The sequence below is a fragment of the Ruegeria sp. CDSA033 genome (assembly GCF_059612305.1).
The window spans coordinates 72,160-93,820 of record NZ_JBXWQI010000004.1 but is presented as its reverse complement, the minus strand read 5'-3'; the positions used below and the strand labels follow the sequence as shown (position 1 = coordinate 93,820).

The 21,661-nt window shown below is 55.9% G+C and carries 24 protein-coding genes and 1 pseudogene; 17 read left to right on the top strand and 8 right to left on the bottom strand.

Annotated features, from left to right (window positions below):
- Window positions 1–48: 48 nt before the first annotated feature.
- Complete coding sequence (locus tag AC2FLA_RS07350) at window positions 49–474, top strand: MarR family winged helix-turn-helix transcriptional regulator (RefSeq protein WP_108859585.1); 426 nt, start codon at window positions 49–51, stop codon at window positions 472–474.
- Here AC2FLA_RS07350 and AC2FLA_RS07345 read toward each other — a convergent pair.
- Complete coding sequence (locus AC2FLA_RS07345; RefSeq protein ID WP_496721458.1) at window positions 469–1,581, bottom strand: CaiB/BaiF CoA transferase family protein; 1,113 nt, start codon at window positions 1,579–1,581, stop codon at window positions 469–471. The genes AC2FLA_RS07350 and AC2FLA_RS07345 overlap by 6 nt on opposite strands.
- 269 nt (window positions 1,582–1,850) lie before the next feature.
- Here AC2FLA_RS07345 and fdxA point away from each other — a divergent pair, with 269 nt between their 5' ends.
- Together fdxA and AC2FLA_RS07335 are read left to right on the top strand one after the other, a co-directional pair.
- Window positions 1,851–2,180, top strand: coding sequence for a ferredoxin FdxA (gene fdxA / locus AC2FLA_RS07340; RefSeq protein ID WP_496721457.1), 330 nt, complete (start codon window positions 1,851–1,853; stop codon window positions 2,178–2,180).
- A gap of 9 nt (window positions 2,181–2,189) precedes the next feature.
- Window positions 2,190–2,996, top strand: coding sequence for a ferredoxin--NADP reductase (locus AC2FLA_RS07335; RefSeq protein WP_496721456.1), 807 nt, complete (start codon window positions 2,190–2,192; stop codon window positions 2,994–2,996).
- A 76-nt stretch (window positions 2,997–3,072) separates the two neighbouring features.
- Here AC2FLA_RS07335 and AC2FLA_RS07330 read toward each other — a convergent pair whose 3' ends face one another.
- Both AC2FLA_RS07330 and AC2FLA_RS07325 read right to left on the bottom strand, forming a co-directional pair.
- Window positions 3,073–3,843, bottom strand: coding sequence for a crotonase/enoyl-CoA hydratase family protein (locus tag AC2FLA_RS07330; protein WP_496721455.1), 771 nt, complete (start codon window positions 3,841–3,843; stop codon window positions 3,073–3,075).
- Between the two features lie 9 nt (window positions 3,844–3,852).
- Entirely contained in the window at window positions 3,853–4,614 is a 762-nt protein-coding gene (locus tag AC2FLA_RS07325; protein ID WP_496721454.1) for an SDR family NAD(P)-dependent oxidoreductase, read from the bottom strand.
- 208 nt (window positions 4,615–4,822) lie between these two features.
- Between AC2FLA_RS07325 and AC2FLA_RS07320 the strand changes: the two genes are divergently transcribed.
- Genes AC2FLA_RS07320 through AC2FLA_RS07305 form a run of 4 tightly spaced genes read left to right on the top strand, consistent with a single transcriptional unit; the run spans window position 4,823 to window position 9,882 of the window.
- Window positions 4,823–6,667: a feruloyl-CoA synthase gene (locus tag AC2FLA_RS07320; protein WP_496721453.1), complete on the top strand. Its 1,845-nt coding sequence runs from the start codon at window positions 4,823–4,825 to the stop codon at window positions 6,665–6,667.
- Complete coding sequence (locus AC2FLA_RS07315; protein WP_496721452.1) at window positions 6,664–8,292, top strand: acyl-CoA dehydrogenase family protein; 1,629 nt, start codon at window positions 6,664–6,666, stop codon at window positions 8,290–8,292. Before AC2FLA_RS07320 ends, AC2FLA_RS07315 begins: the two co-directional genes overlap by 4 nt.
- A gap of 16 nt (window positions 8,293–8,308) precedes the next feature.
- Entirely contained in the window at window positions 8,309–8,722 is a 414-nt protein-coding gene (locus tag AC2FLA_RS07310; RefSeq protein ID WP_496721451.1) for a Zn-ribbon domain-containing OB-fold protein, read from the top strand.
- A gap of 11 nt (window positions 8,723–8,733) precedes the next feature.
- Window positions 8,734–9,882, top strand: coding sequence for an acetyl-CoA acetyltransferase (locus tag AC2FLA_RS07305; RefSeq protein WP_496721450.1), 1,149 nt, complete (start codon window positions 8,734–8,736; stop codon window positions 9,880–9,882).
- A gap of 205 nt (window positions 9,883–10,087) precedes the next feature.
- Here AC2FLA_RS07305 and AC2FLA_RS07300 read toward each other — a convergent pair whose 3' ends face one another.
- From AC2FLA_RS07300 to AC2FLA_RS07290, 3 genes are all read right to left on the bottom strand, one after another.
- Entirely contained in the window at window positions 10,088–11,257 is a 1,170-nt protein-coding gene (locus tag AC2FLA_RS07300) for an amidohydrolase family protein (protein ID WP_496721449.1), read from the bottom strand.
- Window positions 11,258–11,544: 287 nt separating this feature from the next.
- The gene (locus AC2FLA_RS07295) at window positions 11,545–11,829 is read right to left on the bottom strand and encodes a hypothetical protein (RefSeq protein WP_496721448.1); all 285 of its coding nucleotides are present in this window, start codon (window positions 11,827–11,829) and stop codon (window positions 11,545–11,547) included.
- A gap of 20 nt (window positions 11,830–11,849) precedes the next feature.
- Window positions 11,850–11,978 (bottom strand): hypothetical protein, encoded by a 129-nt coding sequence (locus tag AC2FLA_RS07290; protein ID WP_496721447.1) that lies wholly within the window; start codon window positions 11,976–11,978, stop codon window positions 11,850–11,852.
- Between the two features lie 410 nt (window positions 11,979–12,388).
- Between AC2FLA_RS07290 and AC2FLA_RS07285 the strand changes: the two are divergent.
- Window positions 12,389–12,934, top strand: a pseudogene (locus AC2FLA_RS07285) (MFS transporter); the annotation flags it as partial.
- Window positions 12,935–13,150: 216 nt separating this feature from the next.
- Here AC2FLA_RS07285 and AC2FLA_RS07280 read toward each other — a convergent pair.
- Complete coding sequence (locus AC2FLA_RS07280) at window positions 13,151–13,912, bottom strand: IclR family transcriptional regulator (protein WP_496721446.1); 762 nt, start codon at window positions 13,910–13,912, stop codon at window positions 13,151–13,153.
- A gap of 108 nt (window positions 13,913–14,020) precedes the next feature.
- On the opposite strand from AC2FLA_RS07280, the gene AC2FLA_RS07275 reads away from it, so the two are divergent.
- The 6 genes from AC2FLA_RS07275 to AC2FLA_RS07250 all read left to right on the top strand — a co-directional run bounded on the left by AC2FLA_RS07275 (window position 14,021) and on the right by AC2FLA_RS07250 (window position 17,926).
- On the top strand, window positions 14,021–14,551 hold the full coding sequence (locus tag AC2FLA_RS07275; protein ID WP_496721445.1) for a 2,4'-dihydroxyacetophenone dioxygenase family protein: 531 nt from the start codon (window positions 14,021–14,023) through the stop codon (window positions 14,549–14,551).
- 6 nt (window positions 14,552–14,557) lie between these two features.
- On the top strand, window positions 14,558–15,292 hold the full coding sequence (locus AC2FLA_RS07270) for an SDR family NAD(P)-dependent oxidoreductase (RefSeq protein WP_496721444.1): 735 nt from the start codon (window positions 14,558–14,560) through the stop codon (window positions 15,290–15,292).
- Window positions 15,293–15,405: 113 nt separating this feature from the next.
- On the top strand, window positions 15,406–15,597 hold the full coding sequence (locus AC2FLA_RS07265) for an aminotransferase class V-fold PLP-dependent enzyme (RefSeq protein WP_496721443.1): 192 nt from the start codon (window positions 15,406–15,408) through the stop codon (window positions 15,595–15,597).
- Window positions 15,597–16,010, top strand: a complete 414-nt coding sequence (locus tag AC2FLA_RS07260) for a hypothetical protein (protein ID WP_496721442.1) — start codon at window positions 15,597–15,599, stop codon at window positions 16,008–16,010. The genes AC2FLA_RS07265 and AC2FLA_RS07260 overlap by 1 nt, the downstream gene beginning before the upstream one ends.
- Before the next feature lie 503 nt (window positions 16,011–16,513).
- On the top strand, window positions 16,514–17,374 hold the full coding sequence (locus tag AC2FLA_RS07255) for a RidA family protein (protein WP_496721441.1): 861 nt from the start codon (window positions 16,514–16,516) through the stop codon (window positions 17,372–17,374).
- A 273-nt stretch (window positions 17,375–17,647) separates the two neighbouring features.
- Window positions 17,648–17,926: a hypothetical protein gene (locus tag AC2FLA_RS07250; protein WP_496721440.1), complete on the top strand. Its 279-nt coding sequence runs from the start codon at window positions 17,648–17,650 to the stop codon at window positions 17,924–17,926.
- A 206-nt stretch (window positions 17,927–18,132) separates the two neighbouring features.
- Here AC2FLA_RS07250 and AC2FLA_RS07245 read toward each other — a convergent pair whose 3' ends face one another.
- Window positions 18,133–18,768: a TetR family transcriptional regulator C-terminal domain-containing protein gene (locus AC2FLA_RS07245; protein WP_496721439.1), complete on the bottom strand. Its 636-nt coding sequence runs from the start codon at window positions 18,766–18,768 to the stop codon at window positions 18,133–18,135.
- Between the two features lie 127 nt (window positions 18,769–18,895).
- Here AC2FLA_RS07245 and AC2FLA_RS07240 point away from each other — a divergent pair, with 127 nt between their 5' ends.
- The 3 genes from AC2FLA_RS07240 to AC2FLA_RS07230 are packed head-to-tail and all read left to right on the top strand — an operon-like array spanning window position 18,896 to window position 21,644.
- Window positions 18,896–19,765 (top strand): ABC transporter permease, encoded by an 870-nt coding sequence (locus AC2FLA_RS07240; RefSeq protein WP_496721438.1) that lies wholly within the window; start codon window positions 18,896–18,898, stop codon window positions 19,763–19,765.
- Window positions 19,762–20,550, top strand: a complete 789-nt coding sequence (locus AC2FLA_RS07235; RefSeq protein ID WP_142640356.1) for an ABC transporter permease — start codon at window positions 19,762–19,764, stop codon at window positions 20,548–20,550. Before AC2FLA_RS07240 ends, AC2FLA_RS07235 begins: the two co-directional genes overlap by 4 nt.
- Window positions 20,547–21,644: an ABC transporter ATP-binding protein gene (locus tag AC2FLA_RS07230; protein ID WP_496721437.1), complete on the top strand. Its 1,098-nt coding sequence runs from the start codon at window positions 20,547–20,549 to the stop codon at window positions 21,642–21,644. The genes AC2FLA_RS07235 and AC2FLA_RS07230 overlap by 4 nt, the downstream gene beginning before the upstream one ends.
- Window positions 21,645–21,661 lie beyond the last annotated feature (17 nt).

The following is a 21,661-nucleotide window of genomic DNA, read 5'->3' as shown; positions in this document are numbered from 1 at the left end:
AGGCTTTGTTTATTATAGTACAAACAATTGAATCAGGCAGGAGCCGTCATGACGGAATCCATTGAAAGCTATGCGCTTGACGAGCAGGTCGGCTACCTTTTGAGGCTGGCCAATCAGCGCCACGCGTCGATTTTCCAGTCACACACATTGGACGGCCTGACGCCCACGCAGTTTGCTGCGCTGATCCGTATTGCCGATTTGGGCAAGTGCTCTCAAAACCGGTTGGGGCGGCTGGCGGCAATGGATGTTGCGACGATCAAAGGGGTCGTTGATCGCTTGCGTCAAAAGGGATTTGCGGTTGTCGAGCCCGATCCGGACGACAAGCGACGCACACTGATTTCGCTATCCCCCGAAGGCGAGGCCATGGTCGCGCGCATGAAGGATGTTGGTCAGCAGATCACCAACGAAACGCTCAAGCCGCTGACGGCCGCCGAACAGCGCAACCTGATTCGGATTTTGCGCAAAATCTCATGATTTGAAGGGCCGTTTGGCAGACGCCTTATCCAACTGCAATTCAGACCGGGAAAACCGGATCGGAGTGCGCAGACCGGGCACGCCTTCCGGGTTAATCTGCATCTCGCGATGCTGAATCTGCGGGTCGCTCAGCGCCTCTTGCACTGAATTTATCGGACCGCCTGGCACGCTGTGTTGTTCAAGAGCCGCCAACAGATCGGTCTTGGTCCATTCCAGACAGGAACTCGTCAGCAATTCAGTCAACGCAGCGCGATTTTCCACACGGTCCGCGTTGGACATGAACCGTGTATCGTCGATCAACTCTGGCAGGCCAAGTATTTGGCACAGGCTTGCATATTGCCGGTCGTTGCCGCAGGCGATGATGATGTGTCCATCCGCCACCGGAAACACCTGATAAGGCACGATATTGGGATGGGCGTTACCCAGTCGCGTTGGACACGTACCCGAGGCCAGATAATTCATCGCCTGATTGGCCAGAACGCCCGTCATGCAATCCAGCAGGCTCAGATCCACGTGTTGTCCCTGCCCCGAACGCTCTCGTTCAGCAAGTGCAGCCTGAATGCCGATTACCCCGTAGAGGCCTGTGAAGATATCTGCAAAGGCGACGCCGATCTTTTGCGGCTCTCCTTCTGGGTCGCCCGTCAGGTCCATGATCCCGCTCAAACCCTGGATAAGAAAATCATACCCGGCCCGATGGGCATAGGGTCCATCCTGACCGAACCCGGTGACGGATGCGTAAACAAGTCCGGGGTTGATCTGTTTGACGCTATCATAATCTAGGCCGAATTTTTTCAGCCCGCCAACCTTGAAGTTTTCGATCAGCACATCCGCATCGCGGATCAGATCCATCAACTTGGCCCGATCACCCGCATCCCGGAAATCCAATGCGATACTGTCTTTGCCCCGATTGGCCGCGTGGAAATAGGCGGCAGTCTTATCGCCATCGCGCTCGATAAACGGAGGGCCCCATTTTCGCGTATCATCACCCTCGGGACTTTCGATCTTGAGCACATCTGCCCCCAGATCAGCCAATGTCTGCCCGATCCAGGGTCCGGCCAGAATGCGGGCCAACTCGATCACTTTCAATCCGTGCAAGGGTGTGCTCATGGGTTGAACCTTTCAAAACTCTGCTGCGATCGGCCAACTTGTGTCCGGGATCGAATCCTGCATCTCCCCCAACAGCATAAGTCCGATGTTTCGACAACCAGCTTGTCAGTCATGCCACCCTGCCGAAGTGCTGTATTTTCGTTAGTACACTAACTTTTTTCCCATTTGGGTCAAGAGTCCGACCCAGGAAAATTTCATTTGTATAGAAACGTATTGACAGGTAGGTATTTCTCACAATACTCATTCGTATACTAACGAATAGGCACTCCATGACTTACGTCGTCACCGAAAACTGCATCAACTGCAAATTCACCGATTGTGTGGAGGTTTGCCCCGTGGATTGCTTCTACGAAGGGGAAAATACTCTGGTCATCCATCCGGACGAATGCATCGACTGCGGCGTGTGTGAACCGGAATGCCCCGCCGACGCAATCCGCCCGGACACCGAGGACGGGATGGAAAAGTGGGTCGAACTGAACGGCAAATACGCAGAGGCGTGGCCCGTCATCACCGAAAAGAAAGACCCGATGCCTGACGCGGATGACTGGAACGGCAAAGAAGGCAAGCTTGCGCTCTTGTCTGAAGCCCCGGCAGAATAGGAGACAAATATGTCGTTGGATTCTACGACCAAAACTGAATTCCCCATTCCAGCGGGCGTGTTCGCCCAAACCGTGACCGAAGTGAAGCATTACACCGACCGGCTGTTCAAATTCCGCATCACCCGCCCGGCTTCCTTCCGGTTTCGGTCAGGTGAGTTTGTGATGATTGGCCTGCCGAACGCGGAAAAACCCGTGTACCGCGCCTATTCCATCGCATCACCCAGCTGGGATGAAGAGATCGAGTTCTATTCCATCAAAGTCCCCGATGGCCCGCTGACCGAACACCTGCAGAAGATTCGCGAAGGTGATACGGTTTTGATGCGCAAAAAGCCCACAGGCACGCTGGTCAATGACGCGCTGTTGCCGGGTAAACGGCTTTGGATGTTTTCGACCGGCACCGGCATTGCGCCCTTTGCGTCGCTGATCCGCGACCCCGAAACCTATGAGAAGTTCGACGAAGTAATCCTGACCCATACCTGTCGGGAAAAAGGCGAGTTGGACTATGGCAAGGAACTGGTTGCGGCGCTCAAATCCGATCCGTTGGTGGGCGAGATGGCGCAGAATTTGCGGCATTACTGCACCCTCACACGTGAGAACTATCCGTTCAAAGGCCGGATCACCGATCTTATGGCATCGGGCAAAGTATTCGATGATTTGGACCTGCCGCCAATCTCACCTGAAACAGATCGCGGAATGATCTGCGGCTCGATGGCGATGCTGCAGGATACCAAGGCCGCGCTGGAAGGGTTCGGTCTGGAAGAAGGCGCAAACAACAAACCGGCAACTTTTGTGGTCGAACGCGCCTTTGTCTATTGACCAACCGGGGCTCTGCCCCGCCCTACACCGGGATCTGGTGAAACGCTCTCACACCAGATCCCGCGTGTCTCGGGGCTTACTGATTGTCCCGCTTTCCTGTCTTGTTCAGAAACGCCTCCATCCCGGCCCGCGCTTCGGGTGAGGATTGGGCAATTGCTGCCGCCAGGCTTTCGGTAAAGAAGCCATCACTGGCCGACATGTCGTTGATGCGCGTGATCGCCTGCATCATCATATAGTTTGACAGCGGCGCATTCTCGGTCACACGCCGGGCCAGCTCCATCGCTTTGTCGAACACTGTTCCGTCCGGCTCGACATAATGCGCCAGCCCTAGCTGCAACCCTTCGTCCGAGCCATAACGGCGACCGGTCAGCATCATCTCCATCATCCGGCTTGCCCCGATGATCCGGCCAACACGTACCGTTGCGCCGCCGCCGACAAAGATCGCGCGGCGTCCTTCGGGCAGTTCATAGAACGTATCCTGCTGCGAGACCCGAATGTGGGCGGTCATGGCCAGTTCCATCCCGCCGCCCAAAACACCACCGTTCATTGCGGCGACAACCGGAACCCGTCCGTATTCGATCTTGTCGAAAATCCGGTGCCACAGGCGGCATTCATGCATCGCCCCTGCGGCGTCGCGCATCGAATGTTCCAACAGATCCAGCCCGGCACAGAAATGCTGACCGGAACTGCGGATCACAACGGCGCCGATCTCATCGGGAAGGGTGTCAAAATAGTGCTCGATCTCAAACAGCAGCCCGTGATTGATCGCATTGAACTTGGCAGGCCGGTCCAGCGTCAGGATACCGACCGGGCCGTCTGTTTCCGGGGTGATATGTGAATATTCCATTGCAAAGCCTTACTTGGGTTCCAGACGGATCGCGCCGTCCAGACGCACGCATTCACCGTTCAGCATGGTGTTTTCGATCATGTGCCCTGCCAGGCGCGCAAACTCAGCCGGCTGTCCAAGACGCGACGGGAAGGGAACCTTGGCGCCCAGACTGTCCTGAATCTCTTGCGGCAGCAAATCCATCATCGGGGTCGAGAAGATACCCGGTGCAATCGCCATGACCCGAACGCCCGAGCGCGCAAATTCCCGCGCCGCAGGCAAAGTCAGACTGGCCACCCCACCTTTCGAGGCAGAATAGGCCGCCTGCCCGATCTGTCCTTCAAAAGCCGCCGCCGACGCGGTGTTGATGATAATCCCCCGCTCGTTATCCTCAAGCGGTTCATTTTGCATGATCCGCTCAGCCGCCAAGCGCATGACATTGAAGGTGCCGATCAGGTTGATCTGAACTGTTCTGGCGAACCCGTCCAGCGCGGCCGGCCCGTTGCGCCCAACGATCCGCTCGCCATGTGTGACGCCGGCGCAATTGACGACAACACGGGGCAAACCATTGGCAGCAATTGCCGTGTCCAGCGCCGCAGCAACCTGGGCGTCATTGGTGACGTCGCAAGGCGTGGCTGTCGCCCCCAGTTGCTTTGCGGCCTCGTCCAGCTTGTCGCCGGGCAAGTCGAACAGGGCCACTTTCGCCCCGCATGATGCAAAATACTCGGCCGTCGCAAACCCCAACCCCGAAGCACCGCCAGTCACGATTGCGGATGCGTTTTCGATTCTCATTTCATGTCTCCCTGTGTGCCCCGAACGCCATGACGCAACGAAATCAGGCTTCGGTCTTGCGCGATTTCCTGATGCATCATACCCGTTGAATCGGAACTTAGTGAACGATCAATAATACATTTGCATACTAACAAATTTTTGGATAGCCTGATTTTCAAAATATGCATCATGTCGCGCCCATGGCGACCAGATGACAGGGAGAGGAAAGATGAGCAATTCAGCCCGGCAAAGTGAAGACGGTGTTGTGCCTATCCAAAAATTCGCACCCTCAAAGGTGTTGCGTGAAGACCTGGGCGATGGCGCCTTTGTTTTGCGCAGCCCATACCCGCTGAATATGGATGTACAGTGCGTTTCTGAATATCTGGAACGCTGGGCGGAAGAAGCACCCGATCGCCTGTTTCTGGCCGAACGTGGGCCAGACGGAGAATGGATCAGCGTCACCTATTCCGAGGCTTTGGCGCAAACCCGCTCACTGGCTGCGTTTCTTCTGAACAAGGGACTGGGTAAAGACCGCCCGCTTTTGATCCTGTCGAGCAATTCGGTGCGGCACGGTCTGCTGATGCTGGCTGCTATGCATGTGGGCATTCCGGTGGTGCCGGTATCCGTCCCTTACTCTCTGTTCGACGAGTCCCTGGCCAAACTGCGCCATATCGTCCGGACCACAAATCCCGGCATGGCCTATGCCGATGATGCCAAGGGCTTTGCCCATGCTTTCGAGTTTCTCGCCTCGGAAGGCATCGAACGGCTGTCGGACAATGGCGCACTGACCTTTGAGCACGCCCTAGAAGCCACAGCTGGCGAACCGGTTGCCCAAGCGCGGGCCACGATTGACCATGACACGCTGGCCAAGATCCTGTTCACCTCTGGCTCAACCGGGTTGCCCAAGGGCGTCATCGTAACGCAGCGCATGATGTTGGCCACTCAAGAAGCCGTGGTGCAGATTTGGCCGTTTCTGGAAAGCGCCCCACCTGTCGTGGTTGATTGGCTGCCCTGGAACCATACGTTCGGCGGCAATTTCAACTTCAACATGATGCTGCGCAACGGCGGCAGCTTTTATGTCGATGATGGCAAACCCGTGCCGGGCAAGATTGAAAAGACAATTCGCAACGTGCGCGACGTATCGCCCACCCTATTCTTCAACGTCCCGCGCGGCTTTGACATGCTGTTGCCGGTCCTGCGCGAGGACGAAGCTTTTCGCAGCGCCTTTTTCAAGCGGCTTGATTTAATCTTTTTCTCTGGTGCGGGGCTACCCGACCATCTTTGGGAAGGTCTGGAACAATTGGGCGTGCAGGAGCGGGCAGAGAAGATCCCGTTTGTCAGCGCCTGGGGTCTGACCGAGGCGATGATGGCCACATGTGTACATTTCCCCATCGAAAAGGCCGGCGTCATCGGTGTGCCGGGTCCGGGATCCGAGCTGAAGTTTCTGCCCAATGGTGGCAAGCTGGAAATGCGGGTCCGCGGACCGCATGTGACAACAGGTTATCTGAACAACGCCGAAAAAACCGCCGAGGCGTTTGACGAGGAAGGGTACTTCCTGACTGGAGACGCGGGTCGACTGCAAGATCCAAATGACCCATCAAAGGGCATCGTATTCGATGGCCGCATCTCTGAGAACTTCAAACTGATGACCGGCACTTGGGTCGCCGTCGGCAACTTGCGTGTTGCGTTGCTGCAGGCTCTCAGTCCGATTGCCTCGGATGCCGTCATTACCGGCCATGACCGGACCGAAATTGGTGCCCTGCTGTTCCTGAATGCAGAAGAATGCAGGGCCCTGACTGGACGGGACGACACTTTGGCCGGCTATGCCGATGATCCGACTGTGCGCGCCTTCATCACCGAACGTTTGGCTGCATACAATGCCGGGCAAACCGGCAGCGCCACACGCGTGAAGCGCGTTCGCATCGAACACGACGCCCCGTCGGTTGAAAAGAATGAGATCACCGACAAAGGCTATATCAATCAACGCCTTGCGCTAGAGATTCGGGCTGACGCGGTCACTGGCTTGTATGAAGGGTCCGACGATGTGATCGTATCGGGAAAGGCTACCACATGATCGACTACACCGCCTCTGAAGCCGAAATTGCATTCGTCCTCAAGCATATCGGTCGGCCCGAGCGGCTGCCCGGTTGGAGCGACGATCTGGCCGAGGCTGTAATCCCAGCCTTAGGCCGCTTCATCAACACCGAAATTGCCCCTTTGGACATGATCGGCGAGGAACAAGGCGCGCGTCTGGAAAATGGCCGTGTACGGATGCCACCGGGCATGGTTGCCGCCTATAAGCGCTATGCCGATGCCGGTTGGCCGGGCCTGTGCGCACCTGAAGAATATGGCGGGCAGGAATTGCCACACATTCTGGGTGCGGTTCTGGCGGACATGCTGGCTGGCGCGTGTATTTCCTATGAGATGGTGCTGAGTCTTGCGCAGGGCTGCATTCGAACTCTGAATGCGTCGGGCAATGACGATCAAAAGGCGCGTCTGTTGCCGCCGCTGGTGTCGGGCGAATGGATGGCATCGATGTGTCTGACCGAACCGGATGCGGGGTCAGATCTGGGTCGGATCAAAACAACCGCTACACCCGATGGTGATGGCTATGTGCTCAGCGGCACTAAAATCTTCATCTCGGGCGGTGACCACGACTATACCGACAACGTATTGCATCTGGTGCTCGCCCGCACTCCGGACGCAGCGCCGGGTGTGCGCGGGCTGAGCCTGTTTGCCTGCCCCGCCGTTTTGCCGGACGGTATGCGCAATCAGGTACAAACCGTCCGTATCGAAGAAAAGATGGGGATGCATGCCTCACCCACCTGTCAGATGGCGTTCGACGGTGCAAAGGGCGAATTGTTGGGCCAGGAAGGTCAGGGGCTGGCCGCCATGTTCACAATGATGAACGCCGAGCGTCTGGATGTGGCCCTGCAGGCCGTGGGCCAAATGGACGTGGCCTTTCAGCGTTCGCGATTGCATGCTGCAGGTCGGCGCCAGGGCACGACATCAGAAGGCACGGCGCTAATCACCGAACACGGTGACGTTCAGCGAATGTTGCTGGATATCTATGCCTACACCCTGGGATGCCGGGCGATGGTTTATCGCACCTTTGTGGATATGGATTTGGGCGCCGATCAGGGGTTGCTGGATATCCTTACTCCGACCTGCAAGGCCTTCGCGACCGACGCGGTCAACGCGGCCTCAAGCCAGGCGGTGCAAATCCACGGCGGCTATGGATTCTGCAAGGAATACCGCGTTGAGCAGATCATGCGCGACAGCCGCATCATGGCAATTTACGAGGGCACCAACGGCGTTTTGGCGACCGGAGTGGCCCGCCGCGCGATCCGCGCTAATGGCGGTGCGGCGGCGCAGGCTTTTGCCGAATTGGCCTCAGCGGGCCCCAGCTCGATCGAGCTGGCCGATGCGATCGACGCCTGGAAAACCGCAACCCAAGCCATGCAAAGCTATATGGATATCGGTCCGTCGGTCTCGGACTATATGCGCCTGACCGGGCTGGTATATTTTGGTCGCGTTTGGGCGGATCTCGAGGCCGCCGCGGACAACGCCCCGGAACCCGAATTGTTGCGCGCCACTGCGGCCCATGTCCGGGCGCGCATCCTGCCCGAAGCCGGTTTGCTGCGGCACCGCATCCTTAATCCAGAACCCACGCATTCTGCGGCGATCTTTGCCGCGTGAACATCAAGGACGACACATGACTGACTTTACTCTTCCCGAAGCCAGCCCTCAGGCCGACGCAGCATTCCGTGCCGGTCTGGCCGCTGGAAAATTTCTGGTCCAACGCTCAAAAACCACGGGTGAATACAACTTCTACCCACGCGCCCTGTCCCCTACTACCGGAGCAGACGATCTGGAATGGGTCGAAGCCTCAGGCCGCGGCACTGTCTTTGCCTCGACCATCATCCGGCGTCCGGCAAAATACGGTGGTGACATCAACAACGTGCTGATTGATCTGGACGAAGGCCCGCGCATGTTCAGCCGCATTGTGGACGTGGACAACGAAGCGATCACCATCGGTATGAAAGTACAGGCCGTTGTCATGACCCCCGACTTCGGACCCAACGCAAAATCCGGCGAAGCCGCCGTGTTCTTCAAGCCCGCGGAATAAGGAATTCAATCATGGCACATTCACTTCGCGGCAAATCCGCAATCGTTGGCAAAGGCTATTGGGGCCTGGGCAAAACGCCCAACACCTCACCAATGGAACTGATCGCCAAAGCCACGCAGAACGCGCTGACCGATGCAGGCATGGACCTGTCCGAGATCGACGGCGTCTGTGGCGGAACATTCTACCACTTCTTCCCCACCCTCTCGATCGCTGAGTATCTGGGCATCAAACCAACCTGGGCGAACTCGGACATGGTGGGCGGATCGTCTTTCATGTCCTATCTGGTCGAGGCGACCATGGCGATTCAGGCGGGCTTGTGTAAGAACGTGCTGATCTGCTACGGCTCGAACGCGAAATCCGCGCGCGATCTCAACGGGTTGATCGAAACCCCGCAATGGGAACGCGCCTATGAACCGATGATGCCGGTGCCGGGATACGCCTTTACCGCGCAACGCTATATGCATGAGTTCAACGTACCCAAAGAGCATTTCGGCCATGTCGCCATCTCGGCCCGGAAATGGGCTCAGCTGAACCCCGATGCGACAATGCAGGATGACCTGACGATGGAGGAGTATCTGAACTCGCCCATGGTTGCCGATCCACTGGCGGTTCTGGATTGTTGCCTGATGTCGGATGGCGGGGCCGCGATCATCGTCACCTCAGCAGACCGCGCAAAGGATTATCAGGAAAAGCCCGCCTATTTCCTGGGCGGCGGTAACGCGATTTCCCACCGCGAGATCAGTCAGGCCGCCACGCTGACCACCACCTGTGCCACCGAAAGTTCGAAACGCGCGTTCGAGATGGCCGGCGTCACCACCAAAGACGTTGATGTGGTCGAGCTGTATGACGCCTTCACGATCAACACGCTGCTGTTCCTCGAAGACATGGGCTTTGTAAAGAAAGGTGAGGCTGGGGCCTTTGTCGCCGATGGCAACATCGCGCCGGGCGGCTCGCTGCCGGTTAACACCAATGGCGGTGGGCTAAGCTGTGTTCACCCCGGCATGTACGGCCTGTTCTGCTTGATCGAGGCGGCCACCCAGATACGGGGCGACGGCGGCGATCGTCAGATCGACGATGTGAATATCGCGATTGCCCATGGCAACGGCGGCACGTTCTCGAACGAGTTCACGACCGTTCTGGGCAGCGAAGCTGCGCTTTAAGCGATTAAAATGGGGCGCAAATGCGCGCCCCAAAGCTTGTGATTTTGCCAAAACGATAAAACGCAACCTGCCGAAAACGTACCCTCGGCAAGGGTCATTTGGCGCCTGAAGCAGACAATCCAATTTCGTATTGTTGGTAAAGCCCTAAGCCCGGCCGCCTATCTGGCAGTCGGGCTTAGGCTTCAAACCTACGTTTCCAGTGTCTTTAAAGTACGGGTACGCGCGCTGCAGGAGGGGTCGAGCGCGACCGTCCGGTACGCATCTTTCCATCAATCATAACAGCCCCAACTCCGGGGATGTTGCCGACCGCCATGCCTTCCAAAACGTTCTTACCGTCCGATCCTTCGGGGCGGTCCATGAACACTAGATCGGCCGGGCGGCCTGGTGCGACGATCCCTTGTGCAAGATCCCGTCTCTTTGCCACGTTTCCGGTGCCACAGCACCACGCCAGTTCAGCAGGCAATCCGCCAATACTGGCCAGCAGAGTTGCCATCCGCAGCATTCCATTCGGCTGTACACCAGACCCCGCTGGGGCATCTGTTCCAATCAGGAAATCGGCAAGGCGACCTTCGGCCAACGCGCCTTCCAGCGTCACAATTACCGACTTCTCGTTGCCATTGTGTACCGCTTCAAGCGCCCCTTTCGCGTGGCGGCAAAGCTCTCGGATTTCATCCTGGGAAATTGAGGTTGGTCCACCATTGATATGACTGACTACGTCCGGTTGCGCCTCTAGCACATCTGCTGCTCGAACATCGTGAGAGCCCGCAATCGAAGGGCCGCCAGTATGCATAATGGTTTCAATTCCCAATTCCCGACACCAGCCGGTGACGCGGGCCGCGTCGGGACCTTTGGCAACTGTCCCAAGACCGATCTCACCAATATGCCGGATACCGGCCGCTTTTATCGCCGCATAGAAATCGCGATCAAAATCAAGTTCCGGCACCGGCGCGCCCGCCAAAACCTTGGCACCGGACGGTCGGAAATTTGAATAGCACCGTTGTGCCACCATTGCCAATGCCTTGACGCCTTCGGCATCCTTGGGGCGGCCGGGCAGATGGACTTCGCCTGCGGAAATAAAGCTTGTGACGCCGCCGTTAACATTCATTTCGATCCAGCCAATCTGGCTTTGGCGTGGGGTCCAATCACCGAAAACCGGGTGGCAATGGCCATCAATCAGGCCCGGTGCGACTGCACAACCAGAGGCATCAATGATGCGATCTGCGTCGCCGGCTTCAAGGCCCACAATCACCCCGTCTTCGATGAGAAGGCAATCACTGTCCGCAATAGGCGAGTCCAGATCACCGGTCAGAAGCAAACCGATGTTACGGATTAGTGTGCGACCCTGTTCCGGTGTGTCTTTTGGTGCGTCAGCCATCTGATCCCCCATTTAGCGTGTGATTTCTGGTTCCTTTTCGGATCAAAAAAAGCACGCCAAAAAACCGTTCAGCCGTCGCGCTTCATTCATCCATTTTCATTAGTATACAAGCGATATTAGAGCGCCGGTGTCAAGACCTTCTAATTGGTGCGACGCCGGGAATTGCTGACCCTCGTGCGGTTGAATGACCAGAGCCGACCAATCCTCGCCGGCTAGTAAGAAACCTGCAGTCCTCAAGCCGCCGTTTAGTACCGCGGCTTGGGCGCTGTTGCTTCTATTGCCTCGGCTCAGGAAAACGCCTTGATGACTTTGGCGTAGTTGTCCAGCATCTCAAGCTCTTCATCTTGCGTGAAGTATCCGACGTGATGCCAGACGACGAATTCTTCCGTCCCATATTTCTCTTTCAACGCACCAACCTGATCAATCACCTGGGTTACGGTGCCTTTCCAGACGCGCCCCATCGGCACATGATATGGCGGGGCGTTATAGGCGAAATTGAACAACTCCTCAAAATCGCGATAGTGCTGCTCGGCCTGCGCTTCGGTCGATCCGATGGTCAGATGCCCGCCCAAAACCAGGGTGTTTCCGACCGTCAGATCGGTATGGCCATGGTGGGCGCTTCTTCCAGATAGATCGGCATTGTCATATCCATGAACTCATCCTTGGACACAAAAGACACCAGCTTGGCACCTTCCTTGGCCCAGAACTTGGCCGTCTCCATCGACCACGAGAACGGCACATAGAACGGCGGAAAATCCCGCCCATCCGTCTATTTTGGGAAGTGTCGCAAACTTTTGAGACGGCCTGAGCTAGCGACTTACTGGACACACCTATCCTGCGATCTCGGCAAACAGCGTACAAAACCACATCCCTTGGGAAATGGCAGCCTTTCAAATAGATCATGCTGAAACCTGTTAGAGAATTATTTGTGTGGAACAAATGCCAGAACAGGCTGCCCGTCAATCCGAACCCAAAGTTTGCGAAACATCCTCTGGTCATATTTCTTCGCCTTGATGGTCGCGCCGGGACAGACAGGTTGCTGCCGAACCACCCGTTTGGCCTGAGCACGACGACGGGGCTGCGCTTCTGATGATATAGTCACTATCCGCCGCTACCGTCGTCCTCACCACATTTGGCCCTATTCTGTTGATCGCCATTCATGACGTTTCCGCGTTGACTGCAGGCTATATCATTGCCTGTTCTTCCATCGGTTGGTCGATTGCTGCGGCACTTGTGAGTGGTTCACCGGAGCGATTTGATTGTCAGATGATTGCCGCCGGGATCACGATTGTGGTTTTGAGTATTGTAGGAATCCTCTACGCTGTTCCCAACGGGCCCGTCTGGCGGATTGCGGTGTTAGCTGCGGTGGATGGGGCCGGGTTTGGCGTGGCGTGGACCTTCGTTCTTCGCCGCACAACATCGCTGGCCAATCCGAGCGAAGTCCAGCGTATCACCGGTGCGATGCCCACCGGCCAGAGATTGGGATACGCTTTGGGTGCCGCCTACATTGGGATCGTCGTAAATGCCTCAGGATTCGTTTCCATAAGCACGCCACAGGCGACAACAGATGTTGCCAGATGGGTTTTCCTTGCCTGCTTGCCGTTTGGGATTCTGGCAGTCATAGCGATGATCACATTGGTGCGGAAGCAACCCTCTTTGCAGGAGTTGTCCGCATGAACGTCTGTTCCAATAGGCGGCTTTCCTTCAACGGGTGCTTTGTTCGCGACCAGTAAAAGTCCGTCTGAGAATTACTGCACGGTCAACGGATGTCTGGTCTTTCTGCCGCCCTGCGGCGGGGAAGTACAAGTGTCTGCAGCAATATGCTCACCGTGTGTGCTTGCGGCGACGTATCGACACTTCCGTTATGGCAAATCTCGGATACAAGATGTAGATTCAGCGTTGAAACTCACCGTCGGACAACTCTCGAACGCAGTCCAGTAAGGCGGTTGAGTATCGAGACGTTTCGTCTTTCAGCCGAAACAACGGCACGGACACGCTGACTGCGGCAATTGGCTGGGCGTTTTCATCCAGGATGGGCGCGCCAAAACATGCGATGCCGGTTTCGTTCTCCTGACTGTCAAAAACGAACCCTTGCGCGCGGCATTGATTGATCTGCGCGCGCAATTGGATTGGATCCGTGGTTGTGAACGAGGTGATCGATTCCAGAGTCGCATTTTCCAGGAAAGCGGCCAGCTTTTCTTCTGGCAAAGCCGAAAGGTAGGCTTTGCCGACTCCGCTGGAGTGAAGCGGAACAAACGTGCCTATGGTCGAGTTCATGCGCACCGTTTCAAGGCTTTCGATCTTGTCGATATAAACAAGCCCGTCACCGCTTGGCACGGCGAGATGTACGGTTTCGCCCGTCTGATCCCGGACGCGAACCAAGGCATCCCGCGCCCTGTCACGAATGTCGGACTTGGCTAGCGCAGAACGGGCAAGATTGATCAGGCGCGGGCCGGGTTTGTAGCTTTTGTCCTTTAACTGCACGATCAGCCCTTCTGACTCCAAGCCATTTAGCAGGCGGTACAGTGTTGGGCGCGTAAAGGCGCATTCATCCAGAAGTTCGGCCAGATTTGGCGGGTTTTTGCGGTCGCAAATACGCTGCAACAGGCCGATGCTGCGCGCAAAGCTCTGAGTTCCCTGGACCTGGTTTGCCATTCCTACCTCTCCGATTGACGGGGCGTATTGACGGTGTATATTCCATATATTGAGCAGCTTGTCCATAATGTGGATTTCTAAAGCTGATCGCAATGGGTAGGAACCGAAATGCCACTGACCGAAACTGACGAAAATCCGCGCGCGCCATACAAGCATCCGATGCCGCAGGATGCCTTGCCCGAGATTGTGATCCCTGACGCGTTGGCCGAAGATGATCCGCGCATGTGGGTGCAACAGGCTGAGCACGTATTTTTTCGCCCGCTTTGCCTGAATGTCTCGCAAGGCTACTGGATGAACCTGCTGAAAGTCACCAAGTCCGGTGTTTTGTCGCGCCACCGCCATGCCTGCCCGGTGCATGGTTTCGTGCTGAAGGGGCGCTGGCACTATCTTGAGCATGATTGGTTTGCCGAAGAAGGCAGCTATGTATTCGAACCGCCCGGAGAGACCCACACACTTGTTGTGCCCGGTGATGTCCAGGAAATGATCACCTATTTTCAGGTCAACGGGGTGATGTACTACTGCGATCCCGACGGAAATCACCTGGGCTATGAGGATGTGTTCACTAAGATCGATATGTGCCGTGCGCATTTCGAAGAGGTTGGCCTTGGCGCTGACTACGTGAAAAATTTTATCCGGTAAGACATCATGAGCAATGTAACCTATGACTTCGCAGGCCGTACCGCCGTTATCACCGGCGGGGCAGCCGGGATCGGAGCCGAAATCGCACGCCACTATGTGGCTGCCGGCGCCAACGTGGCGATCTGGGATCTTTCAGAACCAAATGACGCCCCCGAAGGTGCAATCGCTTGCAAAGTGGATATCAGCCAACCAGACCAGATTGCCTCAGCAGTTGCAGAGACCAGAAAAGCCTTCGGTGGCATAGATTTTCTGTCTCACAATGCGGGTTTCGCCGGTCCAACACTTCCGGTCGTAGAAAACGATCCGGCGGTCTGGGCCCGCGTAATTGAGGTCAATCTGATCGGGACTTTTTATTTGGCTCATGCCATCGTTCCCGTGATGCAAGAGGCTGGCTTTGGTCGGATCGTCAACATGGCCTCGCTTGCAGGCAAAGAAGGCACCCCTAACGCCTCGGCCTATTCGGCATCCAAGGCAGGCGTCATCGGTTTCACCAAGTCGCTTGCCAAGGAACTGGCGCAGACTGATATTCGCGTCAATTGCATCGCGCCTGCTGCCATCAAAACAGCGATATTGGATCAGATGACGCCAGATTTCGTGCAGATCATGATCAACAAATCCCCGATGAAGCGCCTCGGCTGGGTTGAAGAGGCCGCGCGCATAGTGATGTGGCTAAGTTCCGAAGATTGCACATTCAACACTGGCGCAGTCTTTGATCTCTCAGGTGGAAGAGCGACCTACTGATGGCGCAGGTTCGGGATTTTACGCCTGGCCCCGTGGAAGTGGCTGCAACTGTGGTGGCGGCACAGCATGGCCCCCAGGGCCTGTATGTTGTTCCCGAGTTTTCATAGGCCTGCGTGCGTGCAGCGCTGTCACAGCGGAAATACGACCTCCGCTGCTTTACCCATGTGGAGACCTCAACCGGATTGCAGCAACCGGTCGAAGCCCTCGCCAAAGTCGCCTCAGAGGCGAGTGTTCCTGTCATGGTCGACAGTGTCAGCGCACTTGGCACATCTCCCGTGCAAATGGATGGCTGGGGGTGTCGGTGATGACGGCGGCCTCGCAGAAAGGGTTGGGCTCTGTTCCGGGGATCGGGTTGATTGCCGTTGCAAATGAGGCCTGGGACCGGATCGAAGCTAAACAGTATCCGCGCGGCGACTTCACGGATGTAATACGGTGGCGGGATCAATACGAGGTCGCAAGGAATTGGCATCCAAGCGTTACGACCATGCCCGTGGCGGTTGTTCATGCGCTGGACGTCGCGTTGGATGACATGCTGAAAGAAGGGCTGAACACCCGCTACGCCCGTCACGCCGAGGCACGCGATTTCTTATGCAACGGTTTGAAACGCCTTGGTCTGGGAATGCAGATCCAAGTAGACGCCCGCGCCGCAGGGGTCACCGCGATCAAAACCGGCGACCGTTTTGCGTCATCCGAACTGGTGACATATCTGATCGCCTAACATCAACTCCGCATTGCCTGAGGTTTTGACACAAATAGAGAAGAAGTGTTCCGAGTGGCACATATGGGCGAAAACGCACAGATCGAAGCGATGAAATCTGTGATTTTGGGCTTCGAAAGCCATTTATCTCGTTATCCCTAGGGGCAAAGTAGAAATCGACCAAAGCCTCTTTAACCTTCCAGGATCCACAATGAAGCCGCTATTCACACGCCTTGCGGCGCAAGCCCAGTATCCAAAACAGTGACGTTAGAACATCCCTCGAAAACAGCCCAGAGCGGATGGAGTGGGTGGCTCCTGCTCCACCGGCGTCGCGATGCGCCATACTGCAGTCGTCTTGGACTGCTCGGAATGGAGCCACCCAATGACAGTTAAAACAGTTGGACTGGATCTGGCCAAGAACGTGTTCTAGGTTAATGGAATTTCGGCTGCTGGCCGCAAGATATTCAACAAGAAGATCAAGCGCCCGAAGCTGCTCGCGTTTTTCGAGACCCTGCTACCCTGACATGCTGTGCGAAATCGAAGGCGTCGCCATTTGCGCTCCTGATGGCAGCACTCTGCCCCGTCAGAATTACCGTCTCGATGCCCAATCACCCTTGCCTAAGGCCTTCTCGCATGTAGTGAAATGCAGCGACATGATCTTTTCCGGTGACATGACCGCCCGCTCCGCCGACGGATCAGTCACCCATCCCGGCGATATAGTGGCGCAAACCCGATTGATGATGGAGCGTCTGTCCTACGCACTTCAGGCCACAGGCGCAGGGATGCAGGATGTGGTCAAGCTCAACGCGTTCTACCTTGGCGACGGCACAGCAGAAGATTGGGAAGTTTCGGCCCGCATCCGCGCCGATTATTTCCCTGATCCCGGTCCGGTGCCCACCGGCATTCCTGTGCCGTCCTTTCCTCATGACGGGCTGACGACACGCATCGTTGCTACCGCCTGCGCCCCGGGAGCGCACCACATCCGTCATGCCTGGCCTGACGGGCATTGGAATTGGACCACTGCACTGCCTTACAAACACGGAGTCGGCCAATTAATCCATGTCGGTGGCCAGGTGGCGCTGGATAAACAGGCAAAGGTTCTGGAACCTGGCGACATGGTCGCCCAAACCCGTATCGCAATGGAGAATGTGGTTCGCGTATTGGATGACTTCGGCGCTACTCTGGACGATGAGGTCAAAGTCACCACCTTCTATCAAGGCAGCGCTTCGGCCGAAGCGCTACACGAAAACCTTCTGATCCGATCCATTTCCTACATCGCACCTGGCCCAGCCACGACAGGCATTCCGGTGCCCAATCTGGTCTACGAAGACGTGGTGATTGAGATAGAGGTGATCGCGAAGCTTGAGAACCATACGATTGCGTGAATTTTCTTCAAAAGAAACAACGCCAATCTTTCTTAGTTGAGGGCGGCCCACAAGAGACATTCATCACCCTCTCGCAATGCTGCGGATGCAGCCCACTTTCCGGGCATTCGATGCGGAAACAATATCTTGAGTTCCGTGATCTCGCAGTTCGCGGGACAGATCAGCCTCTCCAAAATGGGACATGTCGCAAACTTTTAGGATGACCAGAGTTGGCTACACATCTGCATTGGAAATTTCCTGGGAAGATCTCGCCAACAATAACTGGGCTCAGAGATGCACAAGGAACTGATCCCTTCAACTCATGATGTTGCGGAAAGTCTGAAAGGCGAAGGCTACGCCGGTGTTCTGGTGAACAGTTTCGCATCGGGGGCCACACCAGATGACATCAACCTGTTTCTTTGGGATTGGGACGCGGTTGACCATTTGCCGTCAAGCAGACCAAATGTGGTGATGGTCCTACACCGGGATGAACTACCGAACAGTGTGTATCCTGGCAATAACCCCCTGATCTCGAGAATTGCTTCGTTGCCCGAAGACAGTCGGTGGAATTAGCGATCCTCACTGATGGTAGAGGTGAGTGGGTGGACGTGTGCATTCGCCGCAGGTGCAAATGCAATCTTTCTCCAGCGCACAGCAGACGTCGAGTTTCTTCAAATGCGAGGTGGATGCCGTTTAATGGCAAGGGGTCTCACCAGTACCAATCGTCGGCTTTCGAAAAGGGGTTTTGTCTCTACCTCAAATCTGAGCGTCGCTAAGCCTCACAGCATGAATTTGCCTGGGAAAAGTCCGCCTAAAAACCTTCGAATAAGTTCAGCAGAGCGTCGCCGCGAAAATACTTGCATATCGGTAAGGTAATTTACCCACATACCTTCCAGTAAGGCCAACGTTCCGCTAGTGGCATCATTCACCAAGTTCGGATCATGTCCGTTTTGTTGGGCTATCTCCGTGAACGCACGCCGCAAAGTCTCGACAAGTTTGGGATCCTGAGTGCTGCTGTATCGGGCAATACCTGGGTGTGAGCTCGCGATGCCTCGGAATGCATGCCAGATTTTCGTACTTCGTGGATTGAGCAAAGCTTCGGACAGATCCGCCTCGATCACAGCCATCACTCGCTCTTCGGGCGATGCATCCGAGCCCAGATCGGTCATTCTGTCCATCTCGGCATAATACTCAGTACTGAAATGCTGGGCCGCTGCGGTCAGCAAATTGTCCTTCCCCCCAAAATGCAAATGGATCATTCCGCGCGACAGACCTGAGCGCTCGCAGATGCGACTGACCGAGGTATCGGTGACTCCAATATCAGCAATAGTATCCAGTGTCGCCTTGATCAGAAGCTGCCTGTTGGCTTCTGGATCGCGCTTCGAGCCACGCTTTCTTCCTTTAGGCTCTGTCACTCTATTCAATGATTCCATTAGCTTAAAGTCTTCTCATATGGGCAGCTCACAGGGATATTGACACGAAAGGCCTTTCTGGCGCAACATTAAATGGACGATCGTCCATTAGAGACTCGTAAGTACCGAGATGGGAGATAGGGTGATTTTTCGTAGCGAAGCGTCCCGGGGTTATACCCTCAGCGCACCAGCCACGGCATACGTGGGCTTTCTGGTGGCGGCGCCTTTGGTGATCCTGATCGCCTATTCATTCTGGACCCAAACCTACGTAACGCTCGACAAGACACCGACGCTGAAAAACTATAGCGAGGCGTTTGCTGATCCGCTGGTTCGACACTTAATGCTAAGGTCTATCTGGATTGCCGGAGCAGTTACGGTAGTCACTGTCGCACTGGCCTATCCCATCGCGTACTTCATCGCGATGAAGGCCCGGAAAAAGACTATCTGGCTTCTGCTCATCACCATTCCGTTCTGGTCCAGCTATCTGCTGCGCGTATTTGCCTGGAAACTCATCCTTGGGTTCAACGGGGTGATGAATTCTGCACTGCTGATGCTTGGTCTGATCGACGAACCGCTCGACTTCTTGCTCTACAATGAATTCGCCGTCGTGCTGACGCTTGCTCATGCCTGGGCACCTTTTGCGATCCTGCCGATCTATGTCTCGTTGCAGAAGATTGATCCAAGCCTGTTGGAGGCCGCCACCGATCTTGGAAACAGTCCTTTGCAACGCTTCATGCGGGTGACGCTGCCGTTGACGATACCGGGAATCATTGCTGCTTGCCTGATTATCTTCATTCCGACTGTTGGCGATTATGTAACACCGGCACTGGTCGGCGGATCGGACGGGAAGATGATTGCCAATCTAATTCAGGTGCAGTTCGGAGCTGCCAACAACTGGCCCCTCGGCGCCACGCTATCGCTGATCGCGATGCTGTCGGTTGGCTTCGTTGCCATCGTGTTTGTCATTACCGCCACCCAGCTTGGGAGGAGGATCAGATGAAGCGCCCCTCGACCCTGACAGCTTATGCTTTCCTGTATTTGGTTTTTCTGTATCTGCCGGTTCTTTTCCTACCTTTGTTCTCGTTCAACAGCGGTACAATCGTTGCCTTTCCGATAAAAGGCTGGACGCTGGACTGGTATCGGAAACTGGGCGAGCAGGATACGCTGATCCAGGCCCTTTGGAATTCGCTGGGTGTCGGCACGGTCGTCGCAATTCTATCTACCGCTATGGGGCTGTTCGCCGCGCGCGCCTTTGTTCGGTACCGTTTTCGGGGTCAGCGTGCAGCTGAAGGTCTGGTAATGCTGCCTTTGGTTATCCCGGGTATTATCGTGGCTTCGTCAATGCTGGTTCTGTTTCTGTTTCTCGGTCTCAAACCATCTCTGCTGACCGTAGTTCTGGGCCATACGTTTCTTGCGCTGCCATTTTCCGTTTCGATCTTGAAGTCCGCGTTCGATGACTTCGACGCGTCGCTGGAAGAGGCATCCTACGATCTGGGCGTCGGCGTGTTCGAAACCTTCCGTCGTGTGACGCTGCCGGTCGTTTCCCCGGGCATCGTAGCCAGCATGCTGGTCACTTTTACGGTTAGCTTCGATGAGTTCGTCCTGGCCTTTTTCCTGTCCGGCAACCAGCCAACACTGCCGGTCTATATCTGGAGCCAGATCCGTTTCCCCGCCAAGCTTCCAAACGTTTTGGCCTTGGGTTCTATCCTGCTGCTTACCTCGGTTCTGCTATTGGTGCTGGCCGAGTACTTCCGCCGCCGCTCATCCGCATCAGAGGTCCGATGACAGACAGAAACATCATAGAACTCAGGGGCGTCGAAAAGCGCTATGGCACATTCCTGGCGGCCAGCGGGATCGATCTCGATCTCAAAGAGGGCGAGTTTTTCTCACTCCTCGGCCCCTCGGGATGCGGCAAGACTACGGTATTGCGGATGATCGCGGGCTTCCAGGAACCGACCGCGGGTACCGTGCTGATCGACGGTCAGGATATGGAAGGTGTGCCTGCCAACAACCGTCCAACGAACATGGTCTTTCAGAGCTACGCCATCTTCCCGCACCTGAACGTCGGAAACAACGTGGCCTATGGATTACGGGGCAAGGCCCCCAAGGCAGAGATCGACCAGCGCGTAGCCGAAGCCCTGGAAATGGTCGAGCTTGGAGGTCTTCAGGATCGCGGCGCAAGTGAATTGTCCGGTGGGCAGCGGCAAAGGGTGGCGCTTGCCCGGGCGCTGATCATGCGACCCAAGGTGTTGTTGCTGGACGAGCCCTTGTCCGCTCTCGACAAGAAATTGCGCGAACAGATGCAGTTTGAAATGCGCAACCTGCAGCAATCCCTTGGCATCACTTTCGTGATGGTCACACACGACCAATATGAGGCGATGACCATGTCCGACCGCATCGGTGTGATGTTCGACGGACGGCTCAAGCAGGTAGACACACCGACCACGCTTTATGCCCGTCCTTGTGATCAGCAAGTGGCCAGTTTCATCGGTGAAATGAACATACTGCCTGCCCAGTTGTTGGGTGAAACCGGCGATATGTTGTCGATCGATGCAGCCGCCTTCGGGCGGATTGATATCGAGAGAAATCCCAACGTTGTAACCAGCGCTAAAGACATGAACATCGGTATTCGCCCGGAACAATTGGAGATCACTGCTCAAAGGCCCGAAGACTACCCATCAACGGTTCAGGGCACTGTCAGCAACGTCGCTTTTTATGGCGAGAACATTCACTACCACATTCAGGTGGCGGGAACAGAGAAACCAATCTCGGTATCGGTTCCCAACTATTTTCACACGGTCGATTTCAAACGCGGCGACGCAGTTTGGCTGGGGCTTCAGGGGGCAAGTGTGATCGATCTAGGTACAGACACAAAGTAAAATAGTGGGAGGATAAA

Excerpts from the sequence above, each read along its gene's own strand:
- AC2FLA_RS07330 (WP_496721455.1), bottom strand. The coding sequence starts at position 3,843 with ATGGAATATTCACATATCACCCCGGAAACAGACGGCCCGGTCGGTATC.
- AC2FLA_RS07240 (WP_496721438.1), top strand. The coding sequence starts at position 18,896 with ATGGGAGATAGGGTGATTTTTCGTAGCGAAGCGTCCCGGGGTTATACC.
- AC2FLA_RS07305 (WP_496721450.1), top strand. The coding sequence starts at position 8,734 with ATGGCACATTCACTTCGCGGCAAATCCGCAATCGTTGGCAAAGGCTAT.
- AC2FLA_RS07315 (WP_496721452.1), top strand. The coding sequence starts at position 6,664 with ATGATCGACTACACCGCCTCTGAAGCCGAAATTGCATTCGTCCTCAAG.
- AC2FLA_RS07290 (WP_496721447.1), bottom strand. The coding sequence starts at position 11,978 with ATGGAGACGGCCAAGTTCTGGGCCAAGGAAGGTGCCAAGCTGGTGTCT.
- AC2FLA_RS07235 (WP_142640356.1), top strand. The coding sequence starts at position 19,762 with ATGAAGCGCCCCTCGACCCTGACAGCTTATGCTTTCCTGTATTTGGTT.
- AC2FLA_RS07255 (WP_496721441.1), top strand. The coding sequence starts at position 16,514 with ATGCTGTGCGAAATCGAAGGCGTCGCCATTTGCGCTCCTGATGGCAGC.
- AC2FLA_RS07320 (WP_496721453.1), top strand. The coding sequence starts at position 4,823 with ATGAGCAATTCAGCCCGGCAAAGTGAAGACGGTGTTGTGCCTATCCAA.
- AC2FLA_RS07275 (WP_496721445.1), top strand. The coding sequence starts at position 14,021 with ATGCCACTGACCGAAACTGACGAAAATCCGCGCGCGCCATACAAGCAT.
- AC2FLA_RS07350 (WP_108859585.1), top strand. The coding sequence starts at position 49 with ATGACGGAATCCATTGAAAGCTATGCGCTTGACGAGCAGGTCGGCTAC.
- AC2FLA_RS07250 (WP_496721440.1), top strand. The coding sequence starts at position 17,648 with ATGCACAAGGAACTGATCCCTTCAACTCATGATGTTGCGGAAAGTCTG.
- AC2FLA_RS07325 (WP_496721454.1), bottom strand. The coding sequence starts at position 4,614 with ATGAGAATCGAAAACGCATCCGCAATCGTGACTGGCGGTGCTTCGGGG.
- AC2FLA_RS07335 (WP_496721456.1), top strand. The coding sequence starts at position 2,190 with ATGTCGTTGGATTCTACGACCAAAACTGAATTCCCCATTCCAGCGGGC.
- AC2FLA_RS07310 (WP_496721451.1), top strand. The coding sequence starts at position 8,309 with ATGACTGACTTTACTCTTCCCGAAGCCAGCCCTCAGGCCGACGCAGCA.
- AC2FLA_RS07300 (WP_496721449.1), bottom strand. The coding sequence starts at position 11,257 with ATGGCTGACGCACCAAAAGACACACCGGAACAGGGTCGCACACTAATC.
- AC2FLA_RS07270 (WP_496721444.1), top strand. The coding sequence starts at position 14,558 with ATGAGCAATGTAACCTATGACTTCGCAGGCCGTACCGCCGTTATCACC.
- AC2FLA_RS07345 (WP_496721458.1), bottom strand. The coding sequence starts at position 1,581 with ATGAGCACACCCTTGCACGGATTGAAAGTGATCGAGTTGGCCCGCATT.
- fdxA (WP_496721457.1), top strand. The coding sequence starts at position 1,851 with ATGACTTACGTCGTCACCGAAAACTGCATCAACTGCAAATTCACCGAT.
- AC2FLA_RS07280 (WP_496721446.1), bottom strand. The coding sequence starts at position 13,912 with ATGGCAAACCAGGTCCAGGGAACTCAGAGCTTTGCGCGCAGCATCGGC.
- AC2FLA_RS07230 (WP_496721437.1), top strand. The coding sequence starts at position 20,547 with ATGACAGACAGAAACATCATAGAACTCAGGGGCGTCGAAAAGCGCTAT.
- AC2FLA_RS07260 (WP_496721442.1), top strand. The coding sequence starts at position 15,597 with ATGACGGCGGCCTCGCAGAAAGGGTTGGGCTCTGTTCCGGGGATCGGG.